At 63.8% G+C, this 15,109-nt stretch carries 16 protein-coding genes and 1 tRNA gene; 6 read left to right on the forward strand and 11 right to left on the reverse strand.

What is annotated here, in order from left to right; genetic code table 11:
- Nucleotides 1-2: 2 nt before the first annotated feature.
- The 4 genes from efeB to BLQ01_RS01540 form a co-directional block, all read right to left on the reverse strand.
- Nucleotides 3-1,433: an iron uptake transporter deferrochelatase/peroxidase subunit gene (gene efeB / locus BLQ01_RS01525; protein WP_091549833.1), complete on the reverse strand. Its 1,431-nt coding sequence runs from the start codon at nucleotides 1,431-1,433 to the stop codon at nucleotides 3-5.
- Nucleotides 1,430-2,602, reverse strand: a complete 1,173-nt coding sequence (gene efeO / locus BLQ01_RS01530; RefSeq protein WP_091549835.1) for an iron uptake system protein EfeO — start codon at nucleotides 2,600-2,602, stop codon at nucleotides 1,430-1,432. Before efeO ends, efeB begins: the two co-directional genes overlap by 4 nt.
- Before the next feature lie 112 nt (nucleotides 2,603-2,714).
- Nucleotides 2,715-3,569, reverse strand: a complete 855-nt coding sequence (gene efeU / locus BLQ01_RS01535; RefSeq protein ID WP_026546354.1) for an iron uptake transporter permease EfeU — start codon at nucleotides 3,567-3,569, stop codon at nucleotides 2,715-2,717.
- Between the two features lie 196 nt (nucleotides 3,570-3,765).
- The gene (locus BLQ01_RS01540) at nucleotides 3,766-4,257 is read right to left on the reverse strand and encodes a YajQ family cyclic di-GMP-binding protein (protein WP_017200185.1); all 492 of its coding nucleotides are present in this window, start codon (nucleotides 4,255-4,257) and stop codon (nucleotides 3,766-3,768) included.
- Between the two features lie 182 nt (nucleotides 4,258-4,439).
- Between BLQ01_RS01540 and BLQ01_RS01545 the strand changes: the two genes are divergently transcribed.
- Both BLQ01_RS01545 and BLQ01_RS01550 read left to right on the forward strand, forming a co-directional pair.
- Complete coding sequence (locus BLQ01_RS01545) at nucleotides 4,440-4,706, forward strand: hypothetical protein (protein WP_026539718.1); 267 nt, start codon at nucleotides 4,440-4,442, stop codon at nucleotides 4,704-4,706.
- Nucleotides 4,707-4,834: 128 nt separating this feature from the next.
- Nucleotides 4,835-4,916 (forward strand) — tRNA-Tyr (locus tag BLQ01_RS01550).
- Between the two features lie 232 nt (nucleotides 4,917-5,148).
- Here BLQ01_RS01550 and BLQ01_RS01555 read toward each other — a convergent pair.
- A complete protein-coding gene (locus tag BLQ01_RS01555; protein WP_091549836.1) occupies nucleotides 5,149-5,922 on the reverse strand; it encodes a potassium channel family protein in 774 nt (257 codons plus the stop codon).
- A gap of 136 nt (nucleotides 5,923-6,058) precedes the next feature.
- Nucleotides 6,059-6,280, reverse strand: coding sequence for a hypothetical protein (locus tag BLQ01_RS01560; RefSeq protein WP_091549838.1), 222 nt, complete (start codon nucleotides 6,278-6,280; stop codon nucleotides 6,059-6,061).
- 176 nt (nucleotides 6,281-6,456) lie between these two features.
- Between BLQ01_RS01560 and BLQ01_RS01565 the strand changes: the two genes are divergently transcribed.
- Nucleotides 6,457-7,002 (forward strand): acyl-CoA thioesterase, encoded by a 546-nt coding sequence (locus BLQ01_RS01565; protein ID WP_091549839.1) that lies wholly within the window; start codon nucleotides 6,457-6,459, stop codon nucleotides 7,000-7,002.
- Here BLQ01_RS01565 and BLQ01_RS01570 read toward each other — a convergent pair.
- Genes BLQ01_RS01570 through BLQ01_RS01580 form a run of 3 tightly spaced genes read right to left on the reverse strand, consistent with a single transcriptional unit; the run spans nucleotide 6,999 to nucleotide 9,542 of the window.
- A complete protein-coding gene (locus BLQ01_RS01570; protein ID WP_026546350.1) occupies nucleotides 6,999-7,799 on the reverse strand; it encodes an ABC transporter permease subunit in 801 nt (266 codons plus the stop codon). The two genes, BLQ01_RS01565 and BLQ01_RS01570, sit on opposite strands and share 4 nt — an antisense overlap.
- Nucleotides 7,792-8,868: an ABC transporter ATP-binding protein gene (locus BLQ01_RS01575; RefSeq protein ID WP_254779136.1), complete on the reverse strand. Its 1,077-nt coding sequence runs from the start codon at nucleotides 8,866-8,868 to the stop codon at nucleotides 7,792-7,794. Before BLQ01_RS01575 ends, BLQ01_RS01570 begins: the two co-directional genes overlap by 8 nt.
- Nucleotides 8,865-9,542 (reverse strand): TetR/AcrR family transcriptional regulator, encoded by a 678-nt coding sequence (locus BLQ01_RS01580; RefSeq protein ID WP_091549841.1) that lies wholly within the window; start codon nucleotides 9,540-9,542, stop codon nucleotides 8,865-8,867. Before BLQ01_RS01580 ends, BLQ01_RS01575 begins: the two co-directional genes overlap by 4 nt.
- Before the next feature lie 135 nt (nucleotides 9,543-9,677).
- On the opposite strand from BLQ01_RS01580, the gene BLQ01_RS01585 reads away from it, so the two are divergent.
- Both BLQ01_RS01585 and BLQ01_RS01590 read left to right on the forward strand, forming a co-directional pair.
- A complete protein-coding gene (locus BLQ01_RS01585) occupies nucleotides 9,678-11,516 on the forward strand; it encodes an SGNH/GDSL hydrolase family protein (RefSeq protein WP_175493317.1) in 1,839 nt (612 codons plus the stop codon).
- Between the two features lie 82 nt (nucleotides 11,517-11,598).
- The gene (locus BLQ01_RS01590; RefSeq protein WP_026539724.1) at nucleotides 11,599-11,976 is read left to right on the forward strand and encodes a thioredoxin family protein; all 378 of its coding nucleotides are present in this window, start codon (nucleotides 11,599-11,601) and stop codon (nucleotides 11,974-11,976) included.
- Between the two features lie 104 nt (nucleotides 11,977-12,080).
- Here the strand turns inward: BLQ01_RS01590 and BLQ01_RS01595 are convergent, their stop codons facing one another.
- The gene (locus BLQ01_RS01595) at nucleotides 12,081-12,359 is read right to left on the reverse strand and encodes a putative quinol monooxygenase (RefSeq protein ID WP_026539725.1); all 279 of its coding nucleotides are present in this window, start codon (nucleotides 12,357-12,359) and stop codon (nucleotides 12,081-12,083) included.
- An 83-nt stretch (nucleotides 12,360-12,442) separates the two neighbouring features.
- Here BLQ01_RS01595 and BLQ01_RS01600 point away from each other — a divergent pair, with 83 nt between their 5' ends.
- Nucleotides 12,443-14,119, forward strand: coding sequence for an AMP-binding protein (locus BLQ01_RS01600; protein WP_026539726.1), 1,677 nt, complete (start codon nucleotides 12,443-12,445; stop codon nucleotides 14,117-14,119).
- A 9-nt stretch (nucleotides 14,120-14,128) separates the two neighbouring features.
- Here BLQ01_RS01600 and BLQ01_RS01605 read toward each other — a convergent pair whose 3' ends face one another.
- On the reverse strand, nucleotides 14,129-15,100 hold the full coding sequence (locus BLQ01_RS01605; protein ID WP_091549844.1) for a DNA-3-methyladenine glycosylase family protein: 972 nt from the start codon (nucleotides 15,098-15,100) through the stop codon (nucleotides 14,129-14,131).
- Nucleotides 15,101-15,109 lie beyond the last annotated feature (9 nt).

Genomic DNA, 15,109 nt, shown 5'->3' on the forward strand with positions numbered 1-15,109 from the left:
GCCTACGCGAACAGCCCTTCGCCAATGAAGCCGCCCTGCTGCACGCCAGGAGGCACCGCGAAGAGTCCCGAGCCAGTGTGCTTCAGGTACTCCACGGACAGGGTGTCGCCCTTGGCCAGGGCCAGCTGCATGGGGACATAGTGGGTCCGGGGGTCCTTGACGAACGCGATGAAGAACAATCCGGCGTCCAAGTGGCCCAGACCGTCCGAACCGTCCGTGAAGTTGTAGCCGCGCCGCAGCATCCTGACCCCTGCGTTCTGGTCCGGGTGGGCCAGGCGCATATGCGAGTCCATGGGGATCAGGGGCTCGTCGCCGCGTCCCTTGAGGCCGAAGTCGGGAGCGGTGAACTCGTCCCCGCCGGAAAGCGGTGCTCCTGCGCCTTTGGTCCGGCCGATCAGGCCTTCCTGCTCCCGCAGTGAAGTCCGGTCCCAGATTTCGATATGCATCTGGATCCTGCGGGCCACCAGGTAGCTGCCACCGGTCATCCATTGCTCGCCTGCGGGGCCGGCGCCCACCCAGACGTGCTCGTCAAGAAGTGCGTTGTCTTCGACCTTGAGGTTGTTGGTCCCATCCTTGAAACCGAACAGGTTCCGGGGCGTCACCTGTGCCCGTGAGGTGGAGGATGTGCGTCCAAATCCCAGCTGCGACCAACGGACCCGCACCTTGCCGAAGCCGATCCTGGCAAGGTTGCGGATGGCGTGGACGGCAACTTGGGGATCGTCCGCGCAGGCCTGGATGACGATGTCGCCGCCTGTCCGGCCCGGCTGGAGATCGTCGCCGGGGAAATGCGGGAGATCAATCAAGGCCTCCGGGCGGCGGCCGTCCAATCCGAACCGCGCCTTCCCGTCCTTCTCGAACAGTCCCGCACCGAAGCCGAACGTCAGCGTCAGCTTGGCTGCAGCCAGGTCCAACGCCTCGCCGGTGTCCTCCGGTGGAGCATCGTACGGACCGTCCACGGCACCTGTCTTACCCGTGGGGCTGCCGGTGGACATGGCCTCGGCCGCGGCCGTCCAGTCCTTGAGGAGCTTGATGAGCTCCTTGCGGTCCTCCGTGGTGACATCAAAGGCAGCCATGTGCAGGCGGTCCTGGGCGGGGGTGGTGATGCCTGCCTGGTGATCGCCGAAGAACGGAACCACGGCCTCCCCGGCATTGGTTTCCGCAACGGCCGGTCCTGCCGTCACAACGTCATGCCCGAGGAACCCGGCGGCCAGTCCAGCTACAGCCCCGGCACCGCCTACACCCGCCAGGGAAAGGAGGCCTCGGCGCGACATACGGGAACTGCCCGCAGCAGCGTCGGCCGGTTTGCCGCCGTCGGACGCTCCTTCAGCGGTGACGACGGCGGCAGGCGCGCCGGAACGCTCGACGCCGGTGGCCTCACCAGGGCGTTCATTATCGGGACGCTCTTCGGTGTGCCCGAAGGGGCAGCCACTCATAGCACCACGGCTGCGGTGAGCTTGGAGAGGGGCTCACCCAGCGAATCGACCAAGGCCGCAAGCTGCTGCACCTGTTCCTGGCTCAGCTCGTTGTAGTACACGAAGCCCTCGCCCTTGGCGTGCTTCTTGAGCTCGGTTTGCAAGGCCGTGAATTTCTCGTCCAGGGACTTGGCCAGTTCAGCGTCTTTCTGCTCCAGCGCCGGCTTCAGGTTCTCGAAGGCGATGCGGGCGCCGTCAACGTTGGCCTGGAAGTCCCAGAGATCGGTGTGGGACCAGATCTCCTCTTCGCCGGTGACCTTGCCGGTGGCAACTTCATCCAGGAGTTCCTTGGCGCCGTTGCCCAGCTTGTCTGCGGTCAGTTCAACCGTGCGGGTGCGGGTCACGAGATCCTCGGTGTCGGTGACCAGCTGAGTGGAAATGGCCGTGCGCTCAGCCGGGGTCATGGCCGTGTACTCCGCGGGCGGGAAGAGGTCCTTCTCTGCGCGGTGCCAGCCGGTCCATTCCTGGCCCGGCTCAAGGTCTGCCTCGCGGGCGTCCAGCTTGGGGTCCAGGTCTCCAAAGGACTCAGCTACGGGTTCGATCCGCTCCCAGTGCATGCGGGTGGAGGCGTAGAGGTCCCGGGCTTTGGCCGCGTCGCCGGCAGCGAAGGCCTCAGCGAAGGCCTTGGTGCCCACGATCAGCTGCTCTGACTGGTCCTTGACGTACGCGGCGTACTGCTGGGTCCCGTTGTCCAGGAGCTTCTGGAAGTCAGCATCGACGCTGGGCTTGCTGCCGGATTCGGTGACCTCGAAGGACGCGCGGATGCCTTCGCCCTGCATCCCGGGCTTGCACGCGGTGTTGTACTTGCCGGCCGGAGCGGTGACCACCAGGTTGCGGGTGATGCCGGGGCCGATGTTCTCCACTTCGCCCAGGATCCGCAGGCCGTCCTCGGCCAGCAGGTAGAACTCGGTGACTTCGGTGCCCTCGTTCTTCACGGCAAAGGTGAGGTTTCCGCTGGGGGCGGTCCCGCTGGAGACCTTGCACTCGTTGGCCGTGCTGCTGACCTGGATGGGGCCATCCGCGGCTGCTGCCGTCTTGGTGTTGTCGGTGCAGCCTGAAAGGGCCAGCGGCACTGCAGCGGCCGCGCCGATCACGGCAAGAGTCCGGCGAAGTCTGGGTGATCCGAGCATGGGTGGGTCCTTTAGTTGAACGTAGCGCGTGGGGGAAGTTGCCAGGAAAGCTGGGTGCCGTTGCGGCTGCTGTGCTGTTTAGGCTGCGGGGACGGCGACGGCGGTTGCGCCGTTACGGCTGTGCGGCGACGGCCGGGGCCGCGGTGATGCCGGCGACCTTGGGCCGGGGCGTTCGGTTTGCCCGGACATAGAGGAAGAGCACCGGGACGACGTAAAGCACCCAGGCCGCCGCTTCCAGCCACGTGGTGGCGGGGGAGAAGTTCAGTGTGCCCTTGAGCAAGGTGCCATACCAGGACGACGGCGGTATGGCTGCGGAAACGTCGAAGGCCAGGTTGTTCAGGCCGGGCAGGATTCCCGCCTCCTGGAGATCGTGGATGCCGTAGGCCAGGACGCCGCCGGCAATGATGATCAAGCCCACGCCCGTCCATGTGAAGAAGCGGCCCAGGTTTACCTTCAAAACGCCTCGATGCAGGAGGTAGCCCAAACCAGCGGCCGTGATCAGGCCAAGCAGCGCGCCCAGCAGGGGCATGCTGGTTTCACCGGTGGCCTGGGCTGCAGCCCAGATGAAGAGCGCTGTTTCCAGGCCTTCCCGGCCTACGGCCAGTGCCGCAACAATCACAAGTCCCCAGGCGGCGCCGTCGGCTGCCTTATCCACTTGGGACCGGAGTTCGCCGCCGAGGCTGCGTGCCGTGCGGGCCATCCAAAAGACCATCCAGGTGACCAGCGCGACAGCCACGATGGAAAGACCGCCACCGATCGCTTCCTGGGCCTCGAAGGTGAGACCGCGGGGGCCGAAGGTCAGCAGCGCACCGAACCCCAGCGAAATGGCGACGGCAAGGCCGACGCCCATCCATACCCGGGGGATCAGGTGCCGCCTGCCGGTCTTGATGAGGTAGGCCATCAGGAGGACCACTATCAGTGATGCCTCGAGGCCTTCGCGCAGGCCGATCAGGTAATTGGCGGTCATGGAGATTTTCTTTCGCTAAGGGGAGCCGTACTTAGGCTCGCCTAAGGAAAAAGGATACTGTGGCTTGGCTATTACGCAAACTAATCGTGTCCTAATGCGCTGGCTCATTACGACAGTCGGTGTAGTTTAGGGCAGCAAATAGCCGGGATGCCGGCCCTGACAAGGGCCCGTATCCCGGCTTTGCGGATGACGCCGCTTAGCTGCGGAAGTTCACGAACTGAAGGTCGGCTTCTTCGAACTTCTTCAGGATGTTCATGGTTTCCTGGAGGTCATCCCGTGACTTGGAGGTGACGCGGAGTTCGTCGCCCTGGATCTGGGACTTGACGGACTTGGGGGCTTCATCGCGGATGATCTTGTTGATCTTCTTCGCGATGTCCTGGGCGATGCCCTCCTTGATGGTGCACTCAAGGCGGAATTCCTTGCCGGAGGGGAAAGGCTCGCCCTGGTCCAGTGACTTCAGGGAGATGCCACGCTTGATCAGCTTCGACTGGAAGACATCCAGGACAGCAAGGACGCGGTCCTCGGAGTTGGCCTTCATGAGGATCTTTTCGCCGCTGAAGTCGATCTCTGCACCGACACCCTTGAAGTCGTATCGCTGCGCGATTTCCTTCTGGGACTGGTTCAGCGCGTTGGCGACCTCTTGCTTGTCTACCTTGCTGACGACGTCGAATGTGGATTCGCCTGCCATGACTCTCCTTAGGTTGGGGGCCCTGTGAGGGCGGGTTGGTCTGGCATCCAGCCTAGTACGGAAGCCGCCACTTGCGACGGTGGAGGACTTTCACAGTTCGCTCACAGCGCATGCAGGGTTGGAACCGAGGTGCCGGGTTGAGAGTTGTACCTGTTGGAAGAACGCGTCGTCGGAGGATCAGCATGAGCAGCAAGGCCGTCCAGTCCATCAGTAAGTCCGCATCTGCCGCAGCGGGCTCCATCGGTACGGCCGCTGTTGCCGCCGCGAGTGCTGTTGCCGCAGCGGCTGTTGCTGCGTCGATCGTACTGAGCCCCGTGCCCGATGCCAGTGCACGCATGGACGGGGTGCACGCGGACCTGCTGCGGGCTGTTCAACTCAACCAGATCACTGCCGAGCAAGCCGAGAAGTTCGAAGCGAAACTCGCCGGCCGGATCCTCGGGGAAGCCTGAAATACCGCGAAATACCGGGTGTCTGTCCCCGATTAGATTCTTCGCAGAAAGTTCTGTAAGGTTGTCTCTGCCTTCGGTTACCGGATCTAAAAGAAACGGTGTCCGGAAGTGATCTTCTTTTGAAGTTCGGCAGATTACCCGAGCGGCCAAAGGGGGCTGACTGTAAATCAGCTGGCAACGCCTACGGGGGTTCGAATCCCTCATCTGCCACCCAGAGAAAATCCCCGGAACCACTGGTTCCGGGGATTTTTTTGTGCCCGTCAAACCCTTCGGCCGGCTGACCTCCAACAGATCCCGGCGAGGGCCACTGGCGCCGGCACGCGTACCGCCACCACCCACTTTGATCGGGCCGGCCCCGCCACCCGCCATGATCCAGGGCGTGTCACGGCACCTGGGTGCTCAAACCAAGTGATGACGGTACGCGGTCCAGGGGGAAACCAACCTAAACCCCGTGCTCACGCCTGAATTCGTTGGCTTCCCGGAGTTCGGCGATCTCCATCCGCAGGGCCGCAATCTCGGACACAAGGTCGGCCATTTCCGCGCGAACAGGTTCCTCGGCTGCTGCGGCTTTCACCTCGGCCGCCGCTGCCACGTCCTCGGCATTCTCCTCGATCCGCTGAACCAGCCATGAAGCGATGGAAGCTGTGACAATACCCAGTACCGCGATGCCACTCATCATCAGGGCAGCGGCAACCATCCTGCCGATGGGGGTCACGGGGTACAGGTCCCCGTAGCCGACAGTGGTGATGGTAGTAACGGCCCACCAGGCGGCGTCACCGAAATTGAGGATCTTGGCTTCGGGATCGTTCTGTTCGACATCCAGCACGGCCAGAGCGCCGATGAGGATGAGCATCGCCGCTGCTCCTGCAACGTAGGTGGCAACCCGTCCTCGAAGGGTTTCGCCCACGGTGCGCTGGAGTACGGAGAGTAACGTGACCAGACGCAGCAGCCGCAGTGGACGGAAAAAGGGGAGTACCACGATCAGGAGTTCGTGCAGGTTCCAGAGGAACCAGCGCATCCTGTCCTCGGCAAGCCAGAGGTTGACGAAGTAGTCCAGCGCGAAGATGCCCCAGGTGATCCAGAGGACAATCTCGAACGGCATCGCTGCAGGGCCGTCCACCCTGCCGATGACCTGCCAGGCATAGGCGGTGAGGAAAATCAGGGCCGTGGCCATGAGGGGCCATTCCACCAGGTCCCGGTATCGCGCTTGTGTCATAGGGGAATACTAGCCACCACGGGCTCAGCTACCCCGGACCGGACCCGGGAGGGGGAGCTGCAAGGGGCGTGAAGTGGCTGAGGATGGGGCTGCGAACCGGATCTGCGGGGAACCGCAGGCAACAGCAGACGACCGCTCAGGCGGCCGGGGTTTCCAGCCAGTATCCGTCGAGGTGGTGGATCAGCTGCCTGCCGAGGCCGCCCTTGAGCTGGATCCACAGGGTGCTGCGGTCCTCTGTCATACCGTCGATGGTTCCCTCGATGCGGTTGCCGCGGGCATCCCGAAGGTAGACGCTCTGATGGCGTGAAAGTTCGGGCCAGACTTCGCCGTGTGGCCTGGTGGTTTGCAGCGTGCTCAAAGGGTCCCCCTTGTATGGTCATTCATAGGATGAGTTTCAGATATTCTGCACCTCTTTGATGAACCGGTGGTAAACGTTAGTGCAAACGTTGGACATACAGCAGGGCAAGCACTATTGACCGTCCACAATGCGGTCATGGCCTTTCACCTCAAGTTACCCGCGGGTAACATTGGGGCATGCATCTGCTTCTTCGCACCCTCATGCTGCTCTTTACCTCGGCCAAGCGCTCTCCCCTGGGAGTCTGGGAAGAGTCCTCTTTGCCCCTGAAAGTGCTGCCCACGGACATCGACATTGCCATGCACGTCAACAACGGCATGTACTTTTCGCTGATGGACCTCGGGCGTTTCGACCTCATGGTCCGCAGCGGGGTCTGGGCCAAGATGCGCAAGAGGGGATGGAGTCCGGTGGCTGCCGGCGAGACCATCGCTTTCCGGAAGTCCCTCAAACTCTGGCAGCGCTACACCATTGAAACGCGCATCATCGGCTTGGATACCAAGGCCATCTACTTTGAACAGCGGATGGTGGTGGACGGCGAGATCTTTGCGCGGGCACACATTGCCACACGGCTGGTGGCCAAGGGCAAGCCGGTCACCCAGGAAGAGATTATCGCCGAATTCGGTGCGCCCCCGGCGGACCTTGAATTGCCCGAATGGATTCATGAATGGCGCGAGAACAATGCGCTCCCGGGAGCGCGTCGGCCTGCCCCGCACCTCTGGAGCTAAACACCCACATCCCGGTGCCGCAGGGCCAGTGCTCCGCACACAATAAGGGCTGCCGAAATGCCGAAGAGCCCTGAAACTGCACCCCAGTCGGCGCCGTTGGCCACGGGAGAATTGCCGTAGGCCCAGTGATACGGCGAGAGATTCAGCAACCACTCCACGTCAGGACTTTGCCGCCCCACGGCGTTGAACACATAGCCGAGGACGGCGACGGCGGCGCCCGCAGCCACCGCATAAATCTTCCGGCCGGTCAGTGCTCCTGCACACAGCGCGGCGGTTCCGCTGAGCAGGGCAAGTGCGGCAAACAGCAGGACTGCTCCGGCGAGATGTCCGACGTCGATGCCCAGTTGGGAGGGGCCGTTCAGTCCCAGCACCAACAGGAAGACAAGGACCGAAAGAACCGCGATCCGGACCACGATGGCGAGTGCGCGTTCCAGGACTACCTGCACGCGCGTGACGCTGTGGGCGAGTGTCAGTTCCAGCAGCCCGGATTCTTCGTCGCCGCCTACTGCCGCTGCGCCCCAGCCAACGGAGGCCATGGACATCAGCAGGAAGCCGATCAGGCCGAACATGGTGGCTTGCGTATAGCCGGGACCTGAGGCGATCTGATCGTAGTTCAAGGCTTTGGTCATCTCGGCTGGAAGCGCGTTGATCAGGTCCTGCATTTGCGCGCTGCCGCCGATCGAGGGGTATAGCGGCAGGTACAACATGCACGCCGCTGTCAGGCCCAGTGCCCAAGCCAGCGTCGAACGCCAGGAGTCGGTCAGGGCTTTGGTGAAAAGGGGCAGGATCCTAGGCACGGTGTGCTCCTTCGGGCCGGACGGGAGAGCCTGCATGGTCCGCCGAAACGGCCGGACCGGGAGAACCCGTGGAAACGGCCGGACCGGACGAACCCGTGGAACCCGCAGGCCCCGTGGCCGACGAATCAGCGGTCCCTTTGTCGGCGCTTCCCGTGTACAGGGTCAGGACGGCCTCTTCAAGGTCGGGTTCCTCAAGGACCAGGTCCGTCAGGTTCAGCCGGGCCAACTCCTGGATGAGGGGCTGGACGTGACCGGAAAGCCTCGCCGTGGCCACCACCGTCCCGGCAGCGTGGCCGTCGGCTGGGAGCTCCCGCACCTCTGCGTTGGTGACGCCCGGCACCCGGGCCAGCAGCGCTCCGACGTCGTTCGCGTTTGTTCCTGTGCTGTTGAAGCGCAGTTGCCGGACGGCAGCCATCCGCAGCGCCTCCACCGTGGACACGGTGACGATTTCTCCGTCCCGGAGGATGGCAACGGCGTCGGCTGCTTGTTGGACCTCGCTCAGGACGTGCGAGCTGAGGAAGACCGTTGCCCCGGCGGCCACTGCCTCGCGGACCATGGCATGGAAAACCTGCTGCACCAAAGGGTCCAGGCCGCTGGTGGGCTCATCCAGCACCAGGAGTTCGGGCTTGTGCATGAAGGCCTGCAGCAACCCCAGCTTCTGCTTGTTGCCTTTGGAGAGCTTCCGGGTTTGGCGGTCCAGGTCAAGGTTCAGGCGGTCCGCGAGATCGTTGACGTGGCGGGGGTCCACGGGCCCGCTGATGGCGGCAAAGTGATCCAGCGTGCGGCGGCCGGTGGTGCGGTTCTCCAGGTGCAGCTCGCCCGGGAGGTACCCGATCCTGCGGCGTAGGGAAGTGCCTGCTCGGCGCGGATTTTGTCCGAGTACCGAGATGGACCCCTCGCTGGGGCGGATGATGTCCAGCAGGCACCGCATGGTGGTGGTCTTGCCGGCCCCGTTGGGTCCGATGACGCCGAACACCGTTCCGGCTTCCACCGCGAAATCGAGTCCATGCAGGACCTCGCGGTGACCGAACTTTTTGCGCAAACCCTCGACGACGATTGCCTGGGTCACGGGGCATGCTCCCTTCCTTGGTTGGTGGTTCCTTGCTGCAGCGCCTCGCGGGCCCCATCAAGGAACCGCGAATCCGTGTAGAAGCCGTGGGTGTAGATCTCCAGGGCGGGCAGGGTCAGTTGCCGCAGCAGATCCGGTCCGATCCCGTGGGGTTCGGGTGTGGCGGCCCCGAGCGACCTTGAGAGGTGCCTGCCCAACATGAGGATGGACAGGCTGTTGGAGGCAATTACGACGGCGGTGGACCGGACGTCGTCGAACCGGCGGATGGTTCCTGCCTCGATGCCGGCATTGATGATGTCGTGGGTTTGCCTCACCACGGCGTCGAAGAAGGCATCTCCGGCGTCGGATTCGTCGCTTAGCGATTGGCGGATGTAGGCGATCTCATGGGCGTACTGCTCCGGGTTGCCCAGGTAGTCCTGGATCAGCTGGCGCGTCGATGCGGGGTCGGACTTGTCGCGGCCCTGGCTGGCTGTTTGGGCGAGGACGTGCTGGTCGCAGGCGGCACGAAGGGCTTCCTTGCTGCCGAAGTGGTGGATGACCAGGCCAGGGCTGACCCCCGCTGCCTGGGCCACGGCGCGGACTGTGGCGCGGGTGAAACCATCGCGGCCGAAAAGTCCGATGGCGGCGTCGCGGATGCGGGCCCGGGTGGTGAAATCCTCTGCGCTTGAACGCATGTTTAAAACACTAAACACCTGTTCAGTCCGGATCAAGGGTTCCTGTCATAACGATGTGACACCATTGGCTGGGTCGCCGGTGTGGAGAGTGCCGGCGTCGAAGATACTTGCCTCAGCGGTTGGATGGGGCAGCAGGTGGGGGTTGATGCAGTGGGCTTGAGCAAGACGGCAGCGGGGCCGGTACGTCGGTGGTTACTGGGCGCGGTTGCCTTGGCATTGCTGGTTCCCGGCTCGCTCGGTGCCCCGGTTCCCGCGCAGGCCTCCACACCGCCTGTCACCGGCGCAATCGGCAACCTCTACAACACCAGCGCCTGGGCACGAAGCGTACTGCTCCGCCCCACCAGTGCCGAGGAATGTTCAGGCAGCGGGAGCACCAGCGGCTGCGTGCAACGGTTCGCGGGAGGGGACATTGCCTGGTCCCCGCGCACCGGCGCCCGGGTGGTAGTCAACGGACCGGTCCGCACCTCATGGTGGGCCGCGGGCGGTCCCTCAGGCTTACACGGCTACCCCAAGACCGATACCACCAGTGGGCTGCGCAACGGAGGGTCCAAGCAAAGCTATGAACGCGGCGCCATTATTTACTCTCCGGGCACCGGCGCCCAGCGGACCAGCGGATCCATCCATCTGGCCTGGGGCCGTGCCGGCTTCGAGACCGGGTACCTTGGGTACCCGGTAACCGCGGAAAGCACTGGACTGCGCGATGGCGGTGCCTGGCAGGCATTCGAACGGGGCTTTGTGGTGTGGTCGCCGGCCACAGGGGCGCATCCGTCCATGGGCGCGATTCGCGAACGTTGGCGTCAGTCCGGGATGGAAGAGGGCGAGCTGGGTTACCCCGCCACGGACGAGGCACTGGGCCTGAAGAACGGCGGCTCATCCCAGCAGTACCAGCGCGGCACCATTCTCTGGTCACCTGCTACCGGGGCGAAAGCAGTCACCGGCGCAATCCGAAGCTACTGGTCCTCCACAGGGGGCCAAAACGGAGCGCTCGGATATCCCGTGGGTGAGGAAGTGCGGCAAAACAGCTTTGTTTACCAAATCTTCCAGGGCGGGACGGTTTATTGGTCCGCTGCTACCGGAGCACACTCCACAACCCATGGCGATGTCCACAACCGCTACAACGCACTGGGCGGAGCGGCCGGGCAACTTGGGCTGCCGCTCACGGACAAGCTTCCCCATGCCGGTGGACTCGTGCAGCAGTTCGCCAATGGCTGGCTGGTGTGGGGGCCGGCAACGGGTGCCCGGATCGTAGGACACCCCACGTACACGGTGTGGTCCGCCAACCCTGGTGAGTTCGGCTGGCCTGTCCGCGACACCTGGACGGACAGCAGGGGAACCCATGTGGCCTTCCAGAAACTGGAAACCATCTGGAACGACGCCACCCAGGAGCTCTACTCGGCCGAAGCCGTGGACGCGTCCACGGTGGTTTTCCTGGGCGACTCGCAACTGGACCTGGACTCCTGGGGCGAGCAAGGTGCCCGCATGGCCGGGTATCCGCGCCAAGTAGTCAGAAGCATCGGTGGGATCGGCTACGTATCCGGCAGTCCCGCCGTCGGGGGTGGTTCTGCCACTGATGCGCTGGCGCAGGACCGGATCCTCCTGCCGCAGGGAAATCCCGGGCTGGTAGTGGTGACGCTGGGCGGCAACGACGCCCGGATCGGCGCCACGGATGCAGCCATCCTGTCCCAGGCAAATCGGCTGTGGGACGAACTCCGGCGCAAGTATCCGCGCAGCACCATCCTGATCAATGGAGTCTTGTCACGGTATGACGCCAGCCATGCCCAACGCCGGTGGGTGGACGGACTCGTGACCCGGGAGGCCGCACTTCGCGGGTGGCCGCGGATTTCCCTGGCCGGTACGGCAACCATCGCCGGGGCAGCCGGAGACTACCTCGACGGCAACCACATGAACCAGACCGGCCACAATAAAGTGGCTCCGCTCTACGCATCCGCGCTGAAGTACGTGCTGGGTAAGTAGTTGCTTTATTCCCGGTAACGCGGGAAGCGAACAGGTCACCCCTGCATGGGACATAGCGGGCAGGGTCGCGTACCGTGGAACCATGGCTACAGTTGACATCACTGGAGAACAGTTCGCATCGACCATCGAGGACAATGACATTGTCCTGGTGGATTTCTGGGCTGCCTGGTGCGGCCCGTGCCGCCAGTTTGCCCCCACCTACGGGGCAGCTTCGGACAAGCACGCCGACGTCGTTTTTGCGAAGGTCGACACCGAGGCCGAGCAGCAACTGGCCGCAGAAGCCGGGATCACGTCCATCCCCACACTCATGGCTTTCCGCGAAAAGGTCCTGGTCTTCTCCCAGCCCGGTGCCCTCAACGGCCAGCAGCTTGAGCAGGTCATTGAAGCGGTGAAGGGACTGGACATGGAAGAGGTCCACGCCCACGTTGCCAAGTCGCGTGCCGAGGCCCAGGAAAACTAAGACCCAACGGCGGTTCGACACCGAATTCGCCGGAAATGCATCGAGGTCGCCGGAAAATTCCGGCGACCTCGATGCTTTAAGGCGTTCTCGCAGTTTTGCGGCGACTAGAGCCGTTCGAGCTTGACGGGCTCAGCCAGCAAAGCACTGAGGGACTCGTTCAGGTCCTGGACGGCGATTCCCTTGGAGTGCTTCTCGAGAAGCTCCTCGGATTCCCAGCGCTCCGTGAGGACGAGCTTGTCCTCGGTAGCTTCGGTGAGCTCGTAACGGATGCAGCCGGGCTCGTTCACGACCTCGTCGATCGCGATTTCCAAAGCGAGCTTCACGCGGAAGAACTCGCCTTCGTTGGGGATGAACGTGGCCTGCAGGTCAATGGGTGCACTCATGGATCCAACCCTACCGGCAGGACACGGCCCCGCTGGAGGTGGTTACGGTTCTGTTGCGGCCCGTCCCTTGGTAGCGTTCCGTCATGTTGTCCTACACTGCCGGAGACACTGACGTCCCGTTGCTCGAAGAGACCATCGGCGCCCACTTTGAGCGCATCGCCGCACAATTTCCTTTGCGGGACGCCCTCATTGAAGCCGCAGCGACGCCTGGTGGTGACGCCCGCCGGTGGAGCTACGAAAAACTGAACGACGACGTCAACCGCCTCGCCCGGGCACTGCTCGCCACCGGCGTGGCCAAAGGGGACCGGATCGGGATCTGGAGCCCGAACTGCGCCGAGTGGACCATCCTGCAATACGCGACAGCCAAGGTCGGGGCGATCCTGGTCAACGTCAATCCGGCGTACAGGAGCCACGAGCTGGAATTCGTGGTGCGGCAGAACGGCATGCGGATGCTGGTGGTTGCTCCTTCAGATAAGCACAGCGACTACGTGGGCATGGCCAGGGACGCTGCGGCGGTCTGTCCGGAACTCCGGGAGATCGTCTTCCTCCCGGGGGACCCTGAACTGGAGTTGGCAGCGGGCGAACCCGAAGCCAGCCACGAGATGAGGTACGCAGAACTCCTCACCCGGGCCGACGGCGTCGGGCCTTCCGCTGTCCAGGACCGGATGGCCGAACTTGACCCGCACGAGGCCATCAACCTGCAATACACCTCGGGCACCACGGGGTTTCCCAAGGGTGCGACGCTGACCCACCACAACATCCTCAACAACGGGCACTCGATCGGCCGGCTCCTGAAGTACACCGAACATGACCGCGTGGTGATCCCGGTACCGTTCTACCACTGCTTCGGCATGGTCATCGGAAACCTCAATGCGCTCAGTTTCGGGGCGGCCACCATCATTCCCAGCCGCGGATTCACTGCCTCGGCAGCGTTGGAAGCAGTGCAGGATTTCGGCGGAACGTCCCTCTACGGCGTGCCCACCATGTTCATCGCAGAACTGGCCCTGCCCGATTTTGCTTCCTACGACCTCTCCACGCTGCGCACCGGCGTGATGGCAGGTTCCCTGTGCCCCATCGAGGTGATGCGCCGGGTGATCGATGAGATGCACATGGTGGACGTGGCCATCTGCTACGGAATGACCGAGACTTCGCCCGTGTCCACCATGACCCGGCCGGGGGACACCCTGGAGCAGCGGACCACCACGGTGGGACGGACCATGCCGCATCTGGAGAGCAGGATCGTGGATCCGGGGACCGGGGAAACAGTGGAACGGGGCGTCATTGGGGAGCTGTGCACCCGCGGCTATGCGGTCATGAGCGGTTATTGGGGACAGCCGGAGAAAACTTCCGAAGCCATTGACGCGGAAGGATGGATGCACACCGGTGACCTCGCCCGCATGGACACGGACGGCTACCTGGTGATCGAGGGGCGCATCAAGGACATGGTGATCCGCGGCGGGGAGAACATCTACCCGCGGGAGATCGAGGAATTCCTGTATCTGCACCCGGATATCCAGGATGTGCAGGTGATTGGGGTGCCTGACGCAAAGTATGGCGAGGAACTCATGGCATGCATCATCCTCAAACCCGGGGCCGCCCCGCTCACGCCCGAGGACCTGGCCGCGTACTGCCGGGGGAAACTGGCCCATTACAAGATCCCCCGCTACGTGGACGTGCGTGAGAGCTTTCCCATGACAGTCTCCGGCAAGGTCCGGAAGGTGGACATGCGTCAGGAAGCGGTATCCCGCCTGCACCTCTAAGCAACGCTCTTAGTGGCGCCGGTGATCCTGAACCGTCATCCGTGGCCCGAAGGTGGGTTTGCGGAACCCACTGAGGTACAGCATGCGGACCAGCCTCTGCCTCTGTCCCCGCCAGGGCTCCAGGAGTTCCAACATGCCCGCGTCGTCGGTCTTCCGACCCGTCAGTGCGTAGCCCACGTAGGAGGCCAAGTGGTAATCACCCACGGAAATCGAATCCGGGCAGCCATGTGTCCGCTGGACTACCTCGGACGCCGTCCAGATGCCGATCCCCGGAATCGTCTGCATCCCGGCGCTCGCCTGCGCCGGATCAAGGCCTGCCAGCCGTTCAAGTGCGACGGCGGACTGCAGCGCCCGCATCACCGTGGCCGAACGCTGTGGCCCAACCCCGGCCTTGTGCCACTCCCATGACGGAACTGCCAGCCACTGCCGGGCAGTGGGAGGCACCAGCAACCCCGCGGGAACCTTGCCGGGGGCAGGGGTTCCGTACCGGTGCATCAGGTAGCGGTATCCACGACGTGCCTCCAGCGTGGTGACCTTTTGCTCCAAAATGGTGGGCACCAGGGAGTCAACCATGCGCCCGGTGGAGGGCAGCCGCAAAGCCAGGTTCCGGCGTCGTGCTTCTGTGACCAGGCGGGGGAGCGTGGCGTGGAAAGCGGGCTCATCAAACGGAGACCAATCGTCGTGGGCGCCCAAAAGCCTGGGCACCCCCGCAATGGCGTCGCCGGCCCCAGGGCCCCACGCTTGGGCGTCCACGAAGCATTCGTCACCCAATCCGCCTGCCGACAACCTCAGCGAGACCGGCCCGGAATCCGCGGTGAACGCCATCCAGAAGCCGTTGGACTGCGCGGCGAAGGACGGGTCCCCGTTGCCCCGCATGAGCGGAAACATGGTCTGGTCCAAGCGGAAGGCGCCGCCCGGATGCCACCTGACGGCCGCGTCCGCCGCGGCCGCAACAACGGGCGGGGCGTCTGCGATGGTCATGTTTTTATG

Origin of the sequence: Arthrobacter sp. UNCCL28 (assembly GCF_900102805.1) — a bacterium.
Lineage (GTDB): Bacteria > Actinomycetota > Actinomycetes > Actinomycetales > Micrococcaceae > Arthrobacter > Arthrobacter nicotinovorans_A.

What these genes read in the sequence shown, in the direction of transcription:
- efeU (WP_026546354.1), bottom strand. Translation starts at nt 3,569, where the DNA reads ATGACCGCCAATTACCTGATCGGCCTGCGCGAAGGCCTCGAGGCATCA.
- efeB (WP_091549833.1), bottom strand. Translation starts at nt 1,433, where the DNA reads ATGAGTGGCTGCCCCTTCGGGCACACCGAAGAGCGTCCCGATAATGAA.
- BLQ01_RS01595 (WP_026539725.1), bottom strand. Translation starts at nt 12,359, where the DNA reads ATGAGTGCACCCATTGACCTGCAGGCCACGTTCATCCCCAACGAAGGC.
- BLQ01_RS01555 (WP_091549836.1), bottom strand. Translation starts at nt 5,922, where the DNA reads ATGACACAAGCGCGATACCGGGACCTGGTGGAATGGCCCCTCATGGCC.
- BLQ01_RS01605 (WP_091549844.1), bottom strand. Translation starts at nt 15,100, where the DNA reads ATGACCATCGCAGACGCCCCGCCCGTTGTTGCGGCCGCGGCGGACGCG.
- BLQ01_RS01590 (WP_026539724.1), top strand. Translation starts at nt 11,599, where the DNA reads ATGGCTACAGTTGACATCACTGGAGAACAGTTCGCATCGACCATCGAG.
- BLQ01_RS01565 (WP_091549839.1), top strand. Translation starts at nt 6,457, where the DNA reads ATGCATCTGCTTCTTCGCACCCTCATGCTGCTCTTTACCTCGGCCAAG.
- BLQ01_RS01600 (WP_026539726.1), top strand. Translation starts at nt 12,443, where the DNA reads ATGTTGTCCTACACTGCCGGAGACACTGACGTCCCGTTGCTCGAAGAG.
- BLQ01_RS01545 (WP_026539718.1), top strand. Translation starts at nt 4,440, where the DNA reads ATGAGCAGCAAGGCCGTCCAGTCCATCAGTAAGTCCGCATCTGCCGCA.
- BLQ01_RS01580 (WP_091549841.1), bottom strand. Translation starts at nt 9,542, where the DNA reads ATGCGTTCAAGCGCAGAGGATTTCACCACCCGGGCCCGCATCCGCGAC.
- BLQ01_RS01540 (WP_017200185.1), bottom strand. Translation starts at nt 4,257, where the DNA reads ATGGCAGGCGAATCCACATTCGACGTCGTCAGCAAGGTAGACAAGCAA.
- efeO (WP_091549835.1), bottom strand. Translation starts at nt 2,602, where the DNA reads ATGCTCGGATCACCCAGACTTCGCCGGACTCTTGCCGTGATCGGCGCG.